The sequence below is a fragment of the Streptomyces sp. NPDC016459 genome, from assembly GCF_040632845.1.
Lineage (GTDB): Bacteria > Actinomycetota > Actinomycetes > Streptomycetales > Streptomycetaceae > Streptomyces.
Genome location: NZ_JBEYCR010000009.1, coordinates 108343 through 126073 on the forward strand (window position 1 = coordinate 108343; position 17731 = coordinate 126073).

The window sequence follows — 17731 nt, forward strand, 5'->3', positions numbered from 1 at the left end:
ACCGCGCCAAACGTCAGGAGAGGAACCATGGCCTACACGGCACCGCGGACGAGCACCCGGCCTTCGAGCCGTCGCCACCCCTTGGTGGCCACCGCCATGGTCCTCCCTTTCGCGGCCCTGCTCGTCGTCGTCTTCGGCGGCTGGGAGGCAGTGGTCACACAGGCGTCGTCCGTGGGCGTGATGCTGGGGCGCTGAGCAGCGCCCCGGACCCGGGAGAGCGGCCCGGGTCGGGACATCCGGCCTTCAACCCCGTGGGGACGGGGGTGCGGCGGACGGCAGCGTGGGGCCGGTCAGCTGGGGAGCTGACCGGCCCTCGCGCATTCCCACCCGCCGCCCGAACCCCATCGTCCGCCGCCGCGCGTCCCAGGCCGGGAGAGCCTCGCCCATCGCCCGCGGAGATGCCCGGGCTCCGCCCGCCGCCCGCGGAGATGCCCGGGCTCCGCCCCCCCCGCCCCCCGCTCCCCGCCCACCCCCCCACCGCCCAGCCTCAGATCGGCCGGGGGAGGTGAAGGCCCCCTCCCCGGCGTCCCGCTGTCCGGGCGGCCGACCCCCGGCCCCGCCCGCACCCCGTCCCCCGCCCGCACCCCGTCCCCCGTACGCTCCCCTCGTGGACCCCACCGACCGGCTTCCCCTCGGCCGTCCCCCGCTCGACCGGCTCGCGGCTCTCGCGCGCGCCGCCGCCCACCGTCCCGGTGCGCCCTGCCGGTGTGCGAGCGGGCTCGTCGGGGTGCTCGCCGACCGGGACGACGGGACCGTCGTGCGTCACGGGCGGCTCGTCGCCAAGGCGCATGCCCCCGGCACCGACCCCGAGGCCCACCGCGCACGGCTGGCGCTGGCCGCGCATCCGGACGTCGCCGGCGTCCTCCTCCCGCCGCTCCGGACGCCCGTGGCCGCGCCGGACGAACTCGACGGCCGCCCCGTCACCGTCTGGCCGTACGGCCCGCCCGTCGACCCGGTGGACCCCGACGCCGCCCCCTGGGAGGAGGCGGCGCGGCTGCTCGCGTTGCTCCACCGCACCCCGCCTCCGCGCGGGCGCCCGCTCCCGGCGATGCGGGCGCCCGTCAAGGCGGCCCTCGCCGTGGACCGCATGCGCCGGGCGGCCCCCGATCACCCGGCCGCCGCGACCGTGCTCGCCGCCTGGCGCTCGATCCCCGACCGCCCGGCGCCGGGCCCCCGGCGGCTCTGCCACGGCGACTTCCACCTTGGCCAACTGGTCCGCGCACCCGGGACGGAGCCCGCCAGTGCCCCCAGGGCCGGGGAAGCAGGTCCCTGGCGGCTGATCGACATCGACGATCTCGGTCTGGGCGACCCCGCCTGGGATCTGGCCCGTCCCGCCGCTTGGTTCGCCGCCGGCATCCTGCCGCCGGGGATCTGGTCCCGTTTCCTGGGGGCGTACCAGGAGGCGGGCGGTCCCGCCGTGGGCGCCGATCCGTGGGCCCAACTCGACGTGCCCGCCCGTGCTCTGACGGTCCAGACCGCCGCCCTCGCCCTGGCGAAGTCGGCGGCCGAACGCAGGCCGCTCGACGAGGTGGAGGACGTGATGATCGACACCTGCGCCCGCATCGCCGGGCATCGAACCGATTCGGCCCCTGCGGCGTCCCCGTAAAGTGAAGCCGTCATACGAACGTCGATGTCAGGGAGTTGAGCCGACCATGCAGTGCCCCAAGTGCCACGCGGCCATGCACACGTACAACCGCAACGGTGTCCAGATCGAGCAGTGCAGCGGCTGTCGTGGGATCTTCCTGGACTACGGCGAGCTGGAGGCCCTGACCCGCCTGGAGTCCCAGTGGGTCCAGCAGGCCCCGCCCACCCCTCCGGCCCCGCAGGCGTACCCGGCGCAGCCCGCCCCCGCCGCCCCCGCGTGGGGTGCCCCGCACCACGGTGGCCACCACGGCGGTGGCCACTACCGGCAGCGCGGTTTCGGCAGGATGCTCTTCTCCTCCTGAACCGTGCCCGACCTGGCCTCACCGGGCCTTCCCGGGATACGGGAAAGCCCCCGGCCGCGAGATGCGGCCGGGGGCTTCTTGGTGGTGCGCGATACTGGGATTGAACCAGTGACCTCTTCCGTGTCAGGGAAGCGCTCTCCCGCTGAGCTAATCGCGCGGGGTGTGCACACGTCGTACCCGAAGGTGCTGCGTACTGCGTGCGCGATACTGGGATTGAACCAGTGACCTCTTCCGTGTCAGGGAAGCGCTCTCCCGCTGAGCTAATCGCGCGGGCGATCCGAAGATCCAGGACCCGAAGGTCCAGTGGACGATACTGGGATTGAACCAGTGACCTCTTCCGTGTCAGGGAAGCGCTCTCCCGCTGAGCTAATCGTCCTTGGAGGTGGAGACGGGATTTGAACCCGTGTAGACGGCTTTGCAGGCCGTTGCCTCGCCTCTCGGCCACTCCACCAGGAGTGAATACAGGGGTCGGGAAGATCCCCCACATCGAGCGGACGACGAGATTCGAACTCGCGACCCTCACCTTGGCAAGGTGATGCTCTACCAACTGAGCCACGTCCGCTTGTCGGTTCCGATTCGCTTGCGCGTCCCGGCGACGTGTTGAACTCTAGCGGATTCCTGGGCCAGCACAAAAACGCGTTTCCGCAGCGTGCTGACCTGCGGGCCGACCCGGGTGGCGGGCCGGGCACCCCGGAGGGTTCGCGCCGCGTTCACTCGCCGTGTTCCCGGAGTGGCACGCAGCCGCCACCGCACGCGGTCCGATGCCCCTCCGTCGACGGACCTAGACTCGATGCGTGTACGACCTTGCTCCTCTGGCCCGCTTCGGCGGCCTCCTGGCGACGGACCTCCGCGACGTCACCCACGACCCCGAAGCCCTGGACTCCACCGGCTTCTGGGCCGTCTGCGCGGACTTCGAAGGGCGTCTGACCTGCGCCCGCTTCGGGGACGTGCGGCCCGACCGCGTTCCCGTGCCCGTCCCGGGCGCCTGGCGCGGACCCGCGGCCGGTGACTGGACGTCGTCCCTCGACCGCGCCGCGTACATCGCGGGCGTCCGACGGGTCCGCGAGCACATCGCGCGCGGTGAGGTCTACCAGGCGAACCTCTGCCGGGTGCTGACCGCGCCGCTGCCGGACCCGGCCGCCGCCGACGTCGACGCCCTCACCGCGCTGCTCGCCACGGGGAACCCCGCGCCCTACGCGGGGACGATCCGGCTGCCCGCCCACGGGGTGGAGGTCGCCACCGCGTCCCCCGAGCTGTACCTCCGCAGGGAAGGGGCCCTGATCACCTCCGGTCCGATCAAGGGGACCGGGCGTACCCGTGCCGACCTGCTTCCCAAGGACCACGCGGAGAACGTGATGATCGTCGACCTGGTCCGCAACGACCTGGGTCGCGTCAGCGAGACCGGCTCCGTCGCCGTTCCCTCCCTCTGCGCGACCGAGGAGCACCCCGGCCTCGTGCATCTCGTCTCCACCGTCACCGGACTGCTGCGGTGGGACGCCGGCTGGCCCGAGCTGCTCGACGCCACCTTCCCGCCCGGCTCCGTCACGGGCGCCCCCAAGTCCAGCGCCCTGCGGATCATCGAGGCCCTGGAGACCGCACCCCGCGGCCCGTACTGCGGAGGTGTGGGCTGGGTCGACGCCGACGCGGGCACCGCCGAGCTGGCCGTCGGCATACGCACCTTCTGGATCGACCGCCCCGAGGGCGTGCTCCGCTTCGGCACCGGCGCCGGGATCACCTGGGGCTCCGACCCCGAGCGCGAGTGGGACGAGACCGAGCTCAAGGCGGCCCGCCTCGTCGCGATAGCGTCGGGTGCCTACGAGTCAGGCGCCCTTGAGGCGAGCGGAAAGGCCACTTCTCGATGAAACTCTGGGTCAACGGCGGGCTGCACGACGCGGAGACCGCCCTGGTCTCCGTGCTGGACCACGGACTGACCGTCGGCGACGGCATCTTCGAGACGGTCAAGGCCGAGCGAGGAGAAACGTTTGCTCTGACGCTCCACCTGGAGCGGCTCACCCGTTCCGCCCGCGGTCTCGGGCTGCCCGACCCCGACCTCGACGAGGTCCGTCGCGCCTGCGCCGCCGTCCTCGACGCGAACCCGATGGAACTCGGCCGGCTCCGCATCACGTACACCGGCGGTCTCTCCCCGCTCGGCTCGGAGCGCGGCGACGCCGGGCCCAGCCTCGTCGTCGCCCTCGGCGAGACCCGCCGCCGGGCCGACTCCACCGCGGTGATCACCGTGCCCTGGACCCGCAACGAGCGCGGCGCCCTCACCGGCCTCAAGACCACCTCGTACGCCGAGAACGTGGTCGCCCTCGCCAGGGCGCGCGAGCAGGGCGCCACCGAGGCGCTCTTCGCCAACACCGTGGGACAGCTCTGCGAGGGCACCGGCTCCAACGTCTTCGTCGTGGTCGACGGCCGGATCCTCACCCCTCCGGTCTCCTCCGGCTGCCTCGCGGGCATCACCCGCGCCCTCGCGGTCGAGTGGACCGGCGCACGGGAGACCGACCTGCCGCTGGACGTCCTGGAGAGCGCCGACGAGATCTTCCTGACCTCGACCCTCCGCGACGTCCAGGCCGTGCACCGCGTCGACGGCCGCGAGGCGGCGTCGGCGCCCGGCCCCGTCACCGCGAAGGCGATGCGGATCTTCGACGAGCGGGCTGCCCGGGACCGGGACCCCCGCCTCGGGTAAAACCTGATGACGGACGGCCCCGGGGTGGGTAGAACACCTCTGATGACCACCACTCTGCGGCCGGCCGAGCCGCTTCAGCAGACGCCCGACGGCGGCCGTTCTCGTACCTACGACGTGTGTGTGAACAGCCGCCGCGTCGGTTCCGTGCACCTCTCCACCGCCCCCGGCTTCGGAGCCGCGGCCGGTGTGATCAGCCGCCTCGCGGTCGACGAGCCCGACTGCGGCCGCGGCCGGGGCACGGTCGCCGCGCTGGCCTCCGAGGAGGTGCTGCGGGGCTGGGGCTGCGTCCAGGTCCAGATATCGGTGCCCGCCGACGCCGCGCCCGCACTGCGGATGGCCCGGTCCCTCGGCTACACCGAGCGCAGTCGGAACATGCTCAAGGAGCTGGCCGCCCAGCCGCCGACGCTGCCGGAGGGCGTCGAGATCCGGCCGATGACCGAGGCCGAGTACGCCGGGTGGCAGACGCGGGCCATGGACGGCTTCGCGCGGAGCTGGATCGACCGGGGCGTCCCCGAGGACCAGGCGCGGGCCAAGGCCAAGAGCAGTCACCGCACGCTGCTCCCGGACGGCCTGGCCACCCCCGGAACCGCGATCCACGTGGTCGTACGGGACGGTCGGCCCGCCGGCCATCTGTGGACCGGCCGGATCGAGCTGGAACCGGGGCGGTGGGCGGCCTTCGTGTACGACATCGAGGTCGACGAGGAGCAGCGCGGCCGCGGCTACGGGCGGGCGCTCATGCTGCTCGCCGAGCGGGTCGCCCGGGAGGCCGGGGAGACCCTGCTCGGACTGCACGTCTTCGCGGGCAACACCCCGGCGATCGGGCTGTACGAGTCGCTGGGCTTTCGCACCACGTACGTCAACAGCGCCAAGGACCTGCGCTGAGAGAGGTGCCGGTCAGCTCCGCAGGAGGCGGTCGGCGATCTCCTCGACGCGCGCGCGCAGCCCGTCCTGGCTCTGGCCGCCGTCCAGACGCTCGCCGTCGATCACATAGGTCGGCGTGCCGGTGACCTTGATGGCCTTGCCCTCGGCCTCGTCCGCGTCGACGGTCAGCAGATGCCGGCCGTCGATCAAGGCGGTGTCGAACTCCTCGGCGTCCAGGCCGAGTTCGGTCGCGACCTCCATGAGCACCGGCTCGCCCCGCTCGCCGAGTTCGGCGGTCCTGGCGAGCAGTGCCTCCGCGTACGGCCAGCCCTTGCCCTGCTCGACGGCCTCCTCGGCGGCCTGCGCTGCGGCGTAGGCGTGCTTGTGCTTGGCCAGCGGGAAGTGGCGCAGCTGCACGTCGAGCCGGTCGCCGTACTTCTCGCGGAGCGCGCGGACGTCGTCGAGGGCCTGGAAACAGTCCGGGCACTGGAGGTCGAACCACGCCTCGAGGACGACGGGGGAGGCGGGCGCGGTGGTGGAGTCACTCATGACAGCAGTCTCCCTCACCGGGACCTGGGGAGGAGATCCGGCGGGGGTGACCCGGAGATCTCCCTGAGACCGGCCGTCGGGCATGGCCCCGGGCGGTCCGGCCGGTGCAGGATGGAAGGGACGTATCACCCGGGACCTGGAGGACCGCATGCTGGCCGAGACCATCTGCTCCGCGGTGTCCGCGGCGGGCCTGGGCATCGCCGCGATCACGGCGTACCGGAAGCGCTTCCTGACCGCCGCCCGGATCGCGGCCTACGCGCTCGTGCCGCTCGGCCTGGTGCTGACGGGCGCGGTCGACTGGATCGCGGGCACGGCGCTCAGCCCGGTCGCCTGGGCCGGATTCGGCGTGCTCGGGGTCGCGTGGCTGCTCTTGCTGTCCACCCGGGCCGTCGAGCGGCGCCGGGTCGGCCGCAAGGTGACCGGCGGCGGCGCCGAGCCGAGAGCGGTGGCCCCGGGTGCGTCGGCGCCCTCGCGCGCCGTGGCGGCGAAGCCGCAGGCCGGCAAGTCCGCCGGGGACGACTTCAGCGACATCGAGGCGATTCTGAAGAAGCACGGAATCTGACCGCTTCTGGCGATTCCCGTTCCCATGATCCACGAGAAGGGGTGAACGGCCCCTGCGGTGAGGCGTGTTGCGGGATTCCCCCGGCCCCGGGTGCGCCATCATCCCCCGGAGATGCCGGATACCTCGCGGGAGACTCTCCCCGCCGCCCCCGAAGCCCCCGCCGAAGAGCCGCGCGGCTGCCTGTTCGCGCTCTCCCAGCCCCCGCTGATGATCTTCCTGGGGGTAATCGGCTGTCTGCTGCTGATGGCCGCCGTGCACGATCTCTTCGTGCTGTGACGGCTCCGGTCTCAGCCCGCCGCCTCCTTGCGGCGCGCCCGGTACGCGGCGACGTGAAGGCGGTTGCCGCAGGTGCGGCTGTCGCAGTAGCGGCGCGAGCGGTTGCGGGAGAGGTCGACGAAGGCGCGGCCGCAGTCGGGCGCCTCGCAGCGCCGCAGCCGCTCCTGCTCGCCCCCCACCATGATGAACGCGAGGGCCATGCCGCAGTCGGCCGCGAGATGGTCCGCCACCGAGGCGCCCGGCGCGAAGTAGTGCACGTGCCAGTCGTAGCCGTCGTGGTCGGTGAGCTGGGGCGTGGTGCCCGCGCCCGCCACCAGCTGGTTGATCAGGGGGGCCGCGATCCGTGCCTCGGGCGCGGAGAAGACCGCGGCGAACTTCTCACGGACCTCACGGACGGCCCGCAGGTCGTCGTTGTCCAGCTCGCCCACGCCGCTGATCTTGTGCGCGCTCACGAAGACCCGCAGCCCGACGAGGTCCGCGAGCTCGTCGGCCCGCTCGCCCTGGGGCGCGGTGTTCATCAGATCGACGACGGTGTCGAGGGCGATCCGGGTGTCGTGGGGAATCAGCACGATCCGCTCCCTGGCCGGCCGCGGGCGGGCGCCCGCGGAATGGCGCTGACTTTAGCGTGACCGGGAAAAGGCACCGGCGCCCACCACCGCGCCGGCTGCGCGGTGGTGGGCGCCGGAGGTCGTGCCTGTGTGGCTGCTCGCGCGGCGCCGTCGCCCCGAGTCGGACGGCGCCGTGCGGCTCTCGGCCTGGCTCAGCTGTCGGCCAGGATGTGGGAGAGCTCCGTATCGAGATCGAAGTGCCGGTGCTCGGTGCCCGGTGGCACGGCGGCGTCGGTCCTCTTCAGGAACGACTCCAGGGCCCTCGCCGGGGCCTCGAGCAGGGCTTCTCCCTCGGGGGAGCTCAGTGCGATGCAGACGACTCCTTGACCGTGGCTACGCGACGGCCAGACGCGGACGTCGCCCGTGCCGGTGGGCCGGTGCAGCCCCTCGGCGAGAAGGTCGCGGGCGAAGACCCACTCGACCGTCTCCTCGGCTCCGGTGTGGAAGGTGGCGTGCACGGCATAGGGATCGGCCGTGTCATACCGCAGGCCCGCGGGTACAGGCAGTGAGGACTCGCTCGACACAACGAGGCGCAGGTGCAGCTCGCAGCTGACCGTGGTGTTCATAAGCGCCAGGGCCTTTCGCTCAGTGTGCGCTCGGGGATTCGCACGTCGGCGAAATCGACATGCCACCTCCGGTGCCGTTGTAAACCCCTCTGTCGGTTTTGTGAGTGTTCAGGTCGCTCGTATGGGTGCCTGTGACCTGCGGTAATACCGCCATTCCGGCAAGGGCTCCCGGTCCGGTAGGTTGGGAGTCATGAATGCGGAGAGTGACGAGCGCGCCGGGGAGTCCGCAGACGGCCAGGAAGCCGAACTGGGATCCCGCGCGCCGGACTTCATCAAGTCGCGCCGAGGCCTGCACATGAGCTGGCAGGTCGGCGTCTTCATCGTGGGACTCGCCGTGGTCGGCGCCGGAGTGGTCATGCTGCCGCTCCCCGGACCCGGCTGGCTGGTCATCTTCGGCGGCATGGCGATCTGGGCGACCGAGTTCGTCTGGGCGCAGCTCGTGCTCCGCTGGACCAAGCGCAAGGTCACCGAGGCGGCCCAGCGAGCCCTCGACCCCAAGGTCCGCCGCAGGAACATCATCCTCACCACCGTCGGCCTGGTGATCATCGCCGTCCTGCTCGGCTTCTACGTGTGGAATCTCGGCTTCGTCATGCCGTGGAAGATCGACCAGTGACCATCGGACGGTGCGGGAGCCCCGCTGACATGCGGTAATGTTTGCGGTGCACCGGGGCGATTAGCTCAGTGGGAGAGCACTTCGTTCACACCGAAGGGGTCACTGGTTCGAACCCAGTATCGCCCACCACCCGGTCCGAAGGCCCGGAGACGGATCACCGTCTCCGGGCCTTCGGCGTTCACCGCATCCGCGCGACCCGGTCCCGGAGCCTCCTGGCGTCCCGCAGTCGCTGCTCGTACGTGGCGCCCACCGCGAGCAGCAGCAGCCCGGCCAGGGCCGGCGGCAGCCAGCGCGGCAGCGCGCCCACCACCTGCACCACGTACGGCGCCAGCTCGTGCAGCCCGTCCAGGGCCAGCACCCCGCCGCCGAGGACCAGCAGGGCCTGGAGCCGGAACCGCGCGCCGACCAGCGTCACCGCCAGGGCCGCCACCCCCAGGGCCAGCGGGCGGAACCACTCCGGGTCCGTCCAGGCCGCGAGGAGACTCGGCAGCAGCGTCGCCGCGAGACCGGGGCCGTACGCCGTCCAGGACGAGACCCCGGGGTCCCGGCGCCGCCGCAGGAAGCCGAAGACGAGCGCGGGCACGGTCACCGGGAGCGTGTACGCCTCCGGCGTCGTCACCTCCCAGGCCCCGAGCCGCACCCAGGTGGCGAGCAGGAACAGCGCCGCCGCCGCCCAGGAGGCGAACCGCCGCCGCTCCGGCCGTACCGCCGTCGCCGACGCGATCACTCCGCCGAGGGCCAGGGCGAGTGCCAGGAACGCCGGCCGGGAGCCTGCGAGACCGACCGCCGGAAGCGCCACGACCGCGCCGGTGATCTCCACCGTCAGGGCCACCGCACGCGGGCGCGTCCAGGCGCCCACGGCAGCGGTGACCGCCGGGACCACAAGCAGCGCGAGAGCCGTCCAGTGGTCCTCGAAGCCGCCGGCCGCCGCCACCGCGCACACCAGCCCGGCCGCGGTGAGGACCGCGCCCGAGGAGGCGACCAGGCGGCGCGCGCCCCTACCGAGCGCCGCCACGGCCGTGAGGAGAGCCAGTACCACCCCCAGGGCGACGAACGTGGCTCCCCGTACGTCGAGGGCCAGGGCGGCGGCGCTCACGGCGGACGCGAGCCCGCCCCCGTACGCGCACCACCCGAGGACGGCACCGGGCTTCATGACGGGCGTCCGCGCGCCGGGCCGCCCGGGTGCCCACGGCGACCAGGGCGTCCCCGCTACGGCCGGCGCCCCCGCCTCCGGGTGGCCGGGCGCGGGCAGGCCGCGGGTGAGCGGATCGGGGCGGACGGCGATCCCCAGGGCCGCCGCTGCCGTCATGAGCTGGACGGCGAGCGTCACCGCGTACGGCAGGTCGAGGGAGACCGGCAGGCCGGTCAGGAGCGCCCAGGCCAGGGCGAGGGCCCCGCACCGGGCCCACAGCCGGGGAACGGCGGCCAGGGCGGCGACGGCCACCGCCAGGACCAGGGCCGCCGTCGCCGGGTACGACGTCAGGACGCGCCCGGTGTGCTCGCCCGACCACACGTCCGTCGTCCGGGCCATCGGCCCGAGCAGCCCGGCGACCGCCGGCGGCAGCGCCCACACGACCCCCAGCGCCGCCACCCCGGCCCCCGCCCCGGCCAGCCCGAGCCGAACCCCCCGCGGCAGCGGGAGACCGCCGGCCGTCGGCTCGGTGACCGCGCCGACGTGCCCACCGCCGGACGCCCCGGCACCGGCCGGGGCCGTGCCGGCCGCGCCGGTCCCGGTGGGCGACGCCGTGCCCGCGCGCCACAGCGACGCCAGGACCAGGGCGCACAGCACGTACCCCGGCACCGCCCAGTCCGCCGGGACCGCGGCGCGGAGCAGGCCGCCCAGGGCCGTCACCATCGCCAGGCCCCCGACCGCCGCGGCGGCCACCGCGAGGGCGGGCGTGCGCCGGGCCACGGACAAGGACACCGCCGCGCCCGCGAGCAGCAGCGCCGCGCCGCTCCACGGCGAGGTGACCGAGAGCCAGCCACCCGTCAGGAGCGCCCAGCCGCCCAGGAGCACCGCACCCGTGGCGGCCGTGATCCGGACCGACTCCGGCCGGGCCCACAGCACCACCGCCCCGTCCGCCGCGGCCGTCACCAGCGCCGCCCACGCGAAGGCCGTCGGCCCGCCGCCCGCCGCGAGGGCTCCCAGCGGCAGCGGCAGCTGTCCGGCGACGACGGCCACCGGCAGCGGGATCCGCAGCCGGGACAGCGCCGATCCGTACGCCGTCCACGCACCCGCGAGGACCGCGGCGGCCGCGGCCGTGTACCCCGGGCCGTCCGTCTCCGGCAGCGCCACCCGGTGCAGCGCGTACGCGTCGAGCACCATCAGGACCAGGCCGAGAGCCGCCACCGACTCCGCCGTCGACACCAGGCTCCTGCGCAGCAGCGCCACCGGCGCCACCAGAGCGGCGGAGGTCACCACGCACAGGACCGCGGCGCGTCCCCCGATGCCCATCGAGCCCCAGCTCACCAGCGTGAAGGCGACCGCCGCGATCGTCAGCAGGGTGCCGCCCAGCGTCAGCAGAACGTTCTGCGCGCTCCGAGGGCTCGCGTCCGCCACCGGCGGCCGGGGCCGCGGCGCCGCCGACGCGACCGGGGCGTACAGCACCTGGAGCAGCCAGGCCCGCCGTGCCAGCAACTGGGACCGGCGTGCGTCGAGTTGCGCCAGCTCGCGGTCGACGAGCACCAGCTCGTCCACGGGCGGCAGTGAGTTGTCCATGTCCGGAGTGTGGCCCCGGCCACACCTGGCGGGAATGCGTCCCGGTACTCATCTTCCGGCGCCCGCCGTCTGAGTACCCCCACACTGGGGGCATGGACTGGTGCCATTACCGCTTCCGCAGCGTCTGGCGGCTCGCCGCCCCGCCCGACGACGTCTACGGCGTGCTCGAACGCCCCGAGGAGTACCCCCGCTGGTGGCCCCAGGTGCGCGAGGTCGTCCGCGTCGACGACACCACCGGCACCGCCCGCTTCCGGTCCCTGCTCCCGTACGAGATCGCCGTCACCGTCCAGGCCCGGCGCAGCGACCCGGCCGCCCGGGTCCTGGAGGTCGCCCTCGGCGGCGACCTGGACGGCCGGGTCCGCTGGACCGTCACCCCGGAAGGGACCGGAACGCGCGTCGTGTACGAGCAGGAGGTCGAGGTCCGCGCCCGCCTCCTGCGGACCCTCGCCGTACCCGGCCGGCCCCTCTTCCGCCTCAACCACGCCCTGATGATGCGCGGGGGACGGCGGGGACTCGCCACCCACCTGCCATCGGTTTGAACGAGAGGCGCGAGGGCCTGTATGGTTCAACCCGTTCCCGGGCGATTAGCTCAGCGGGAGAGCACTTCGTTCACACCGAAGGGGTCACTGGTTCGATCCCAGTATCGCCCACCGGGTAGAGGCCGGTCCGTCGCGAGACGGACCGGCCTCTGTCATGCGTCACGCCGCCGTGCGCATTTCCGGCCGCAGCGGCCACGCCGGGTCCACGGTCTCCGGTGTTCCCTGCCGGGTGAACCACGCCTGGAGGCCCCGCGCCTGCGCCGCGTGCCACACCGCCTGCAGCGTGTGCAGCTCGGCCGGGGTCAGCCGTTCGAGCCGCGACGAGAAGCGCCGTGCCACCGCCCGTACGACGTCGAGCGCCGCCGTCGCGTCCGCCGCCGCGTCGTGCGCCCCCGTCAGCTCCACCTCGTAGTGCGCGCAGAGGTCCGTGAGTGTCCGGCGTCCCTTGCGGTAGCGGTCCAGATGCTTGTCCAGGACCCGCGGGTCGAGCACGCACAGAGGGGTGCCCGGCAGGTAGTCGCCGAGCGTGGACGCCCGGTGCCTGCGCAGCTCGCGGTCGAGGATCGTCAGATCGAACGGCGCGTTCATCACCACCAGCGGACGGCCCGCCGCGACCTGCTCGGCCAGCGCCCGCGCCAGCTCCTCCATCACCGGGGCCGGCCAACGGCCGTACCGCTGAAGGTGATTGTCCGTCAGGCCGTGCACCGCGGTGGCCCCTTCGGGTACCGGTATGCCCGGATTGACCAGCCAGCGCGTCACCCTCGGCCGTGCCGCCGCCGTGTCCTGCACGACGAGAGCGGCCGACACGATCCGGTCGCCCTCGACGTCGACTCCCGTGGTCTCCGTGTCGAAAGCGGCCAGGGGCCCTTCGTACCACTGCATTGTCATCCCTGAACTCCCTGCACACGTGCGGCAGATGGCCAACCCCCTGCCCCGAAACGGTGATACCCGGACTGTTTGCGTCGTACGCGGACCGGTCACAACACAAGGGACGGGGAAGGAAACAGACATGGCGCTCGCCCAGCCCGAGTCGGGAGGGCTGCCGCCCCAGGGGATGGCACCGACGCGCGGCTCACTCGCCACCACCGCCTGCATGGAGACCCTTCAGGTGGGATACCTGCACGCCGTCGCCGCCGCGGCCGGCTGCTCGCTGTCCCAGCCCTTTCCGGACAACGGCATCGACTGGCACGTGAGTCACGGCTCTCCCGGTCACACCGTCGATGACGAGGTGACCATCAAGGTGCAGCTCAAGTGCACCTACCAGATACCGCCGCGCCCGCCCGGGAGCGCGTTCTCGTTCACCCTCGACAACGACCACCTGGTGAAGCTCGCGAGGACCCCCGTGTCCGTGCACAAGATCCTCGTCGTGATGCTCGTCCCGAGGTCGCAGGAGGACTGGCTGAGAGCGAGTCACGACCGGCTCGACCTGCGGCACTGCTGCTACTGGATCAACCTGGCCGGACAGCCGGTCACGGGACGGCACAGGACCACCGTGCGCATCCCCACGGCGCGGATCTTCGACGACCGGGCGCTCTGCGAGATCATGACCCGGGTCGGCGTGGGAGGGAGACCCTGATGCACCGACCGATCGACGAACCGAGGTTCGGGGACGAAGGCGACGGGACCGCGGGCGGCCCCGTCCCCCCGCCCTACCGGCCCCACCCGGCGCCCGGTGACAGCCCCGGTCACTGGACCGGCGTCCCGGCCCCGCCCACCGGACCCTGGGCCGACGGCCACGGCGCACCCGACCCCGGCCGGGTCGACCCGCGTGTCCTCGGCGCCCTCCTCGCCCGCCACGGGTGGCGGCGGCGCGGCGGCGCGGCCGGTCGCTACAGCCGCTGGACCCCGCCCGGTAACGGCGCCGGCACCAGCGTCCTCGTCCCCGAGAGCCGCGCCTTCCCGGACTGCGAGGACCTCCTCGGCGAGGCGCTCACCGCCCTCGCCCGCAGCGCCACGCCCTCCGCCCGCGAGGTCCTCACCGGCCTCGCCGTGCCCAGTGACGAGATCCGCTGGTGGCGCGACGTGCCCCCGGGCCCCGCCGGCACCGTCCCCTGGACCGTGCAGGAACAGCTCAGGTCAGCCGCCCGGCAACTGCTCCTCGCCGGAGCCCTCGCCGTACGCGGCCGGGCCGGCTACTACGGGGCCCGGCACCGGCGCGCCGCCCAGGCCTCCCTGGAGACCGTCGTGGTCGGCGCGGCGCCCGGCGGGCGCGGCCTCACCGCCTTCCTGCCGGTCGAACCGGGCCGCCCCGTCGCGGTCCGGCTCTACCACGCGCTCCACGCGGCCCGCGAGGCCACCGACTACCAGCGGGCCACCGGTGGCATGGAGGCCTTCGACGCCGCCGTCGGGGCGGGGGTCAGCCGTGAACTCACCGAGGCCCTCGTCGCCCTCGTCCGTGGCACCGAAGGCGCACGCGTCGCCCTGGAATGGGCACCGTCCGCCGGCGCGCCCGAGGGCTGCGCCGCCCGGCCCGAACCGGTCGAGTTCTCCCCGGGCGACCTGCCCGCCCTGCGGGAGGCGAGCGCCCGCTACCTCACCGACGAACCCTCCGTGCCGGTCCGGATCACCGGCGCCGTCGTCCGCATGCGCCGCTCCGGGCCGCGCGGCGACGGCACCGTACGCCTCCGGGTGCTCGCCGGGGCGGAGGTCCCGCACGTCCGCGTCACCCTCGACGAGGAGGCGTACCGCACGGCCGGCCACGCCCATCTCGTGGGGCTCCCGATCCGGGTGGTGGGCCGCCTGGAGAGCCGGGGCGGCTTCCGCCGCCTCACCGACGCGTCCGAGGTCGTCCCCGTACAGGTGGACGAGACGGAACGGGACCGGCTGATGAAGGCCCTGCAGGAGAACCTCGACTTCTTCGAGGAGGCCTGCGGCCCGGACGAGACCTGACCCGCAGGTCCCCGGTGCGTCCGGCCGCGGCGCCCCGGAGGCGAACAGAGCCCGTAGGATCGGGGGAGCGCGGCACCTCGTCTCTGTCGCGCGTCACCGGCGCCGGCACCTCGTGCCTGCCCGCGCCCCTATGTATGGAGTACCTGTGTCTGATGTCCGTGTGACCGTCCAGTCCGCCTCGGAAGCAGAGGAGAGGGCGGTGAGCGCGGGCACCACCGCCGGCGCCCTGTTCGCCGACGACCGCACCGTCATCGCCGCCCGCGTCGGCGGTGAGCTGAAGGACCTGTCGTACGAGCTCTCCGACGGCGATGTCGTCGAGGGCGTCGAGATCTCCTCCCCGGACGGTCTCGACATCCTGCGCCACTCGACCGCGCACGTCATGGCGCAGGCCGTGCAGGAGCTCTTCCCCGAGGCCAAGCTGGGCATCGGCCCGCCGGTCCGGGACGGCTTCTACTACGACTTCGACGTCGAGAAGCCCTTCACCCCCGAGGACCTCAAGGTCATCGAGAAGAAGATGCAGGAGATCCAGAAGCGCGGCCAGCGTTTCGCCCGCCGCGTGGTGACCGACGAGGACGCCCGCGCCGAGCTGGCGGACGAGCCGTACAAGCTGGAGCTCATCGGCATCAAGGGTTCCGCCTCGACCGACGACGGCGCGAACGTCGAGGTGGGCGGCGGCGAGCTGACCATCTACGACAACCTCGACGCCAAGACCGGCGACCTGTGCTGGAAGGACCTCTGCCGTGGTCCGCATCTGCCGACCACCCGGAACATCCCGGCGTTCAAGCTGATGCGCAACGCCGCCGCCTACTGGCGCGGCAGCGAGAAGAACCCGATGCTCCAGCGCATCTACGGCACCGCCTGGCCGTCGAAGGAGGAGCTGAAGGCCCACCTCGACTTCCTCGCCGAGGCCGAGAAGCGCGACCACCGCAAGCTGGGCAACGAGCTCGACCTCTTCTCCGTCCCGGACGAGATCGGCTCCGGCCTCGCCGTCTTCCACCCCAAGGGCGGCATCATCCGCCGGGTCATGGAGGACTACTCGCGCAAGCGGCACGAGGAGGAGGGCTACGAGTTCGTCTACTCGCCGCACGCCACCAAGGGCAAGCTGTTCGAGAAGTCGGGCCACCTCGACTGGTACGCCGAGGGCATGTACCCCCCCATGCAGCTCGACGAGGGCGTGGACTACTACCTCAAGCCCATGAACTGCCCGATGCACAACCTGATCTTCGACGCGCGCGGACGTTCGTACCGTGAACTGCCGCTCCGCCTCTTCGAGTTCGGCACCGTGTACCGGTACGAGAAGTCCGGCGTCGTGCACGGTCTCACCCGTGCCCGCGGCTTCACCCAGGACGACGCGCACATCTACTGCACCAAGGAGCAGATGGCGGAGGAGCTCGACAAGACCCTCACCTTCGTCCTCAACCTGCTCCGCGACTACGGTCTGACCGACTTCTACCTGGAGCTGTCCACCAAGGACCCCGAGAAGTTCGTCGGCTCCGACGAGGTGTGGGAGGAGGCCACCGCCGTCCTCCAGCAGGTCGCCGAGAAGCAGGGCCTGCCGCTGACCCCCGACCCGGGCGGCGCCGCGTTCTACGGCCCGAAGATCTCGGTGCAGGCGCGGGACGCCATCGGCCGCACCTGGCAGATGTCGACCGTGCAGCTCGACTTCAACCTGCCGGAGCGCTTCGACCTGGAGTACACCGCGCCGGACGGCACCAAGCAGCGCCCGGTCATGATCCACCGCGCGCTGTTCGGTTCGATCGAGCGCTTCTTCGCCGTGCTCCTCGAGCACTACGCGGGCGCGATGCCGCCGTGGCTGGCGCCCGTCCAGGCGACCGGCATCCCGATCGGCGACGCGCACGTCGACTACCTGCACGACTTCGCCGCCCAGGCGAAGAAGCGGGGTCTGCGGGTGGAGGTCGACTCCTCGTCGGACCGGATGCAGAAGAAGATCCGCAACGCGCAGAAGCAGAAGGTCCCGTTCATGGTCATCGCGGGTGACGAGGACATGGCCGCGGGCGCCGTCTCCTTCCGCTACCGCGACGGTTCGCAGGAGAACGGCATTCCCGTCGACGAGGCCATCGCCAAGCTCGCCAAGATCGTCGAGGACCGCGTCCAGGTGTGACGCTCCGCGTGTTCAGGAGGCCCCCGGGGAAACCCCGGGGGCCTCTCCTCGTCCTGCCGGGTGAACGCCTGGAATCGGCACACGATGGCCGCCCCATGGATCCTCCGCCCCGGGGACACGTTCCGAACGGGCGACGCAATATGCTGCTCAGCATGACGAGTGAGCCGGAGCAGCAGATCGGAGTGGGGACGCGGGACGCGTTCCAGCGCCTCTGGACGCCTCATCGGATGGCGTACATCCAGGGCGAGAACAAGCCGACCGGGCCGGGGGCCGAGGACGGCTGTCCGTTCTGCTCGATCCCGGCGAAGTCGGACGAGGACGGCCTGGTGATCGCGCGCGGTGCGAGCGTGTACGCGGTCCTCAACCTGTACCCGTACAACGGCGGGCACCTCATGGTCGTCCCCTACCGCCATGTCGCCGACTACACGGATCTGGACGTCGCGGAGACGACGGAGCTCGCCGACTTCACCAAGCGCGCGATGGTCGCGCTGCGGGCGGCGTCCGGTGCGCACGGCTTCAACATCGGCATGAACCAGGGTGCCGTCGCGGGCGCCGGCATCGCCGCGCATCTGCACCAGCACGTGGTGCCTCGCTGGGGCGGGGACACGAACTTCATGCCGGTCGTCGGTCACACCAAGATCCTGCCGCAGCTCCTCGCGGACACCCGGAAGATGCTGGCCGACGCCTGGCCGGCCACCCTCTGATCCCGGGCCCGCCCTGATCCCCGGCCCGCCTTGGCCCCGGGCCCGCCCTTGGTCCCGGGCCCGCCCTGGTGCCGGACGCGCCGGCGTC

19 protein-coding genes and 7 tRNA genes are annotated in these 17731 nt (G+C 72.9%); 16 read left to right on the forward strand and 10 right to left on the reverse strand.

Going from position 1 to position 17731, the window contains the following annotated elements:
• Positions 1-27: 27 nt before the first annotated feature.
• From ABZ567_RS22145 to ABZ567_RS22155, 3 genes are all read left to right on the forward strand, one after another.
• A complete protein-coding gene (locus ABZ567_RS22145; RefSeq protein ID WP_360792534.1) occupies positions 28-195 on the forward strand; it encodes a hypothetical protein in 168 nt (55 codons plus the stop codon).
• 412 nt (positions 196-607) lie between these two features.
• On the forward strand, positions 608-1606 hold the full coding sequence (locus tag ABZ567_RS22150) for an aminoglycoside phosphotransferase family protein (RefSeq protein ID WP_360792536.1): 999 nt from the start codon (positions 608-610) through the stop codon (positions 1604-1606).
• Positions 1607-1652: 46 nt separating this feature from the next.
• Positions 1653-1946: a zf-TFIIB domain-containing protein gene (locus ABZ567_RS22155; RefSeq protein WP_360792538.1), complete on the forward strand. Its 294-nt coding sequence runs from the start codon at positions 1653-1655 to the stop codon at positions 1944-1946.
• 82 nt (positions 1947-2028) lie between these two features.
• On the opposite strand, the gene ABZ567_RS22160 is transcribed toward ABZ567_RS22155, so the two are convergent.
• The 5 genes from ABZ567_RS22160 to ABZ567_RS22180 form a co-directional block, all read right to left on the reverse strand.
• Positions 2029-2103: transfer RNA gene (locus ABZ567_RS22160), tRNA-Val, on the reverse strand.
• A gap of 41 nt (positions 2104-2144) precedes the next feature.
• Positions 2145-2216 (reverse strand) — tRNA-Val (locus tag ABZ567_RS22165).
• Positions 2217-2250: 34 nt separating this feature from the next.
• Positions 2251-2322: transfer RNA gene (locus ABZ567_RS22170), tRNA-Val, on the reverse strand.
• Between the two features lies 1 nt (position 2323).
• Positions 2324-2397 (reverse strand) — tRNA-Cys (locus tag ABZ567_RS22175).
• Between the two features lie 38 nt (positions 2398-2435).
• Positions 2436-2508, reverse strand: a tRNA-Gly gene (locus ABZ567_RS22180).
• A 232-nt stretch (positions 2509-2740) separates the two neighbouring features.
• On the opposite strand from ABZ567_RS22180, the gene ABZ567_RS22185 reads away from it, so the two are divergent.
• The 3 genes from ABZ567_RS22185 to ABZ567_RS22195 are packed head-to-tail and all read left to right on the forward strand — an operon-like array spanning position 2741 to position 5517.
• The gene (locus ABZ567_RS22185; protein ID WP_360792540.1) at positions 2741-3808 is read left to right on the forward strand and encodes a chorismate-binding protein; all 1068 of its coding nucleotides are present in this window, start codon (positions 2741-2743) and stop codon (positions 3806-3808) included.
• On the forward strand, positions 3805-4635 hold the full coding sequence (locus tag ABZ567_RS22190) for an aminodeoxychorismate lyase (RefSeq protein ID WP_360792542.1): 831 nt from the start codon (positions 3805-3807) through the stop codon (positions 4633-4635). Before ABZ567_RS22185 ends, ABZ567_RS22190 begins: the two co-directional genes overlap by 4 nt.
• 42 nt (positions 4636-4677) lie before the next feature.
• Positions 4678-5517 carry a GNAT family N-acetyltransferase gene (locus ABZ567_RS22195; protein ID WP_360792544.1) on the forward strand — a complete coding sequence of 280 codons (840 nt, stop codon included), beginning with the start codon at positions 4678-4680 and terminating at the stop codon, positions 5515-5517.
• A 12-nt stretch (positions 5518-5529) separates the two neighbouring features.
• On the opposite strand, the gene ABZ567_RS22200 is transcribed toward ABZ567_RS22195, so the two are convergent.
• Positions 5530-6045 (reverse strand): DsbA family protein, encoded by a 516-nt coding sequence (locus ABZ567_RS22200; RefSeq protein WP_360792546.1) that lies wholly within the window; start codon positions 6043-6045, stop codon positions 5530-5532.
• A gap of 148 nt (positions 6046-6193) precedes the next feature.
• On the opposite strand from ABZ567_RS22200, the gene ABZ567_RS22205 reads away from it, so the two are divergent.
• Entirely contained in the window at positions 6194-6607 is a 414-nt protein-coding gene (locus tag ABZ567_RS22205; RefSeq protein ID WP_360792548.1) for a hypothetical protein, read from the forward strand.
• A 111-nt stretch (positions 6608-6718) separates the two neighbouring features.
• Positions 6719-6883: a hypothetical protein gene (locus tag ABZ567_RS22210; protein ID WP_360792550.1), complete on the forward strand. Its 165-nt coding sequence runs from the start codon at positions 6719-6721 to the stop codon at positions 6881-6883.
• 11 nt (positions 6884-6894) lie between these two features.
• Here the strand turns inward: ABZ567_RS22210 and ABZ567_RS22215 are convergent, their stop codons facing one another.
• Positions 6895-7452, reverse strand: coding sequence for a CGNR zinc finger domain-containing protein (locus tag ABZ567_RS22215; protein WP_360792552.1), 558 nt, complete (start codon positions 7450-7452; stop codon positions 6895-6897).
• A gap of 191 nt (positions 7453-7643) precedes the next feature.
• A complete protein-coding gene (locus tag ABZ567_RS22220; protein ID WP_015032345.1) occupies positions 7644-8057 on the reverse strand; it encodes an SsgA family sporulation/cell division regulator in 414 nt (137 codons plus the stop codon).
• 190 nt (positions 8058-8247) lie between these two features.
• Here ABZ567_RS22220 and ABZ567_RS22225 point away from each other — a divergent pair, with 190 nt between their 5' ends.
• Both ABZ567_RS22225 and ABZ567_RS22230 read left to right on the forward strand, forming a co-directional pair.
• The gene (locus ABZ567_RS22225; RefSeq protein ID WP_360792555.1) at positions 8248-8670 is read left to right on the forward strand and encodes a TIGR02611 family protein; all 423 of its coding nucleotides are present in this window, start codon (positions 8248-8250) and stop codon (positions 8668-8670) included.
• 54 nt (positions 8671-8724) lie between these two features.
• A tRNA-Val gene (locus ABZ567_RS22230) sits at positions 8725-8799 on the forward strand.
• Positions 8800-8848: 49 nt separating this feature from the next.
• On the opposite strand, the gene ABZ567_RS22235 is transcribed toward ABZ567_RS22230, so the two are convergent.
• Positions 8849-11389: a hypothetical protein gene (locus tag ABZ567_RS22235; RefSeq protein WP_360792557.1), complete on the reverse strand. Its 2541-nt coding sequence runs from the start codon at positions 11387-11389 to the stop codon at positions 8849-8851.
• 92 nt (positions 11390-11481) lie between these two features.
• Between ABZ567_RS22235 and ABZ567_RS22240 the strand changes: the two genes are divergently transcribed.
• Both ABZ567_RS22240 and ABZ567_RS22245 read left to right on the forward strand, forming a co-directional pair.
• The gene (locus ABZ567_RS22240) at positions 11482-11928 is read left to right on the forward strand and encodes an SRPBCC family protein (RefSeq protein WP_360792559.1); all 447 of its coding nucleotides are present in this window, start codon (positions 11482-11484) and stop codon (positions 11926-11928) included.
• Between the two features lie 39 nt (positions 11929-11967).
• Positions 11968-12039, forward strand: a tRNA-Val gene (locus tag ABZ567_RS22245).
• 48 nt (positions 12040-12087) lie between these two features.
• Here the strand turns inward: ABZ567_RS22245 and ABZ567_RS22250 are convergent.
• Positions 12088-12816, reverse strand: coding sequence for a 3'-5' exonuclease (locus ABZ567_RS22250; protein WP_360792561.1), 729 nt, complete (start codon positions 12814-12816; stop codon positions 12088-12090).
• A 121-nt stretch (positions 12817-12937) separates the two neighbouring features.
• Between ABZ567_RS22250 and ABZ567_RS22255 the strand changes: the two genes are divergently transcribed.
• From ABZ567_RS22255 to ABZ567_RS22270, 4 genes are all read left to right on the forward strand, one after another.
• Positions 12938-13504, forward strand: coding sequence for a DUF4365 domain-containing protein (locus tag ABZ567_RS22255; protein WP_360792563.1), 567 nt, complete (start codon positions 12938-12940; stop codon positions 13502-13504).
• Entirely contained in the window at positions 13504-14817 is a 1314-nt protein-coding gene (locus ABZ567_RS22260; RefSeq protein WP_360792565.1) for a hypothetical protein, read from the forward strand. The genes ABZ567_RS22255 and ABZ567_RS22260 overlap by 1 nt, the downstream gene beginning before the upstream one ends.
• Positions 14818-14962: 145 nt before the next feature.
• Positions 14963-16939: a threonine--tRNA ligase gene (thrS, locus tag ABZ567_RS22265; RefSeq protein WP_360792567.1), complete on the forward strand. Its 1977-nt coding sequence runs from the start codon at positions 14963-14965 to the stop codon at positions 16937-16939.
• Positions 16940-17079: 140 nt separating this feature from the next.
• Positions 17080-17643, forward strand: coding sequence for an HIT domain-containing protein (locus ABZ567_RS22270; protein ID WP_360792569.1), 564 nt, complete (start codon positions 17080-17082; stop codon positions 17641-17643).
• The last annotated feature ends 88 nt before the right edge of the window (positions 17644-17731 follow it).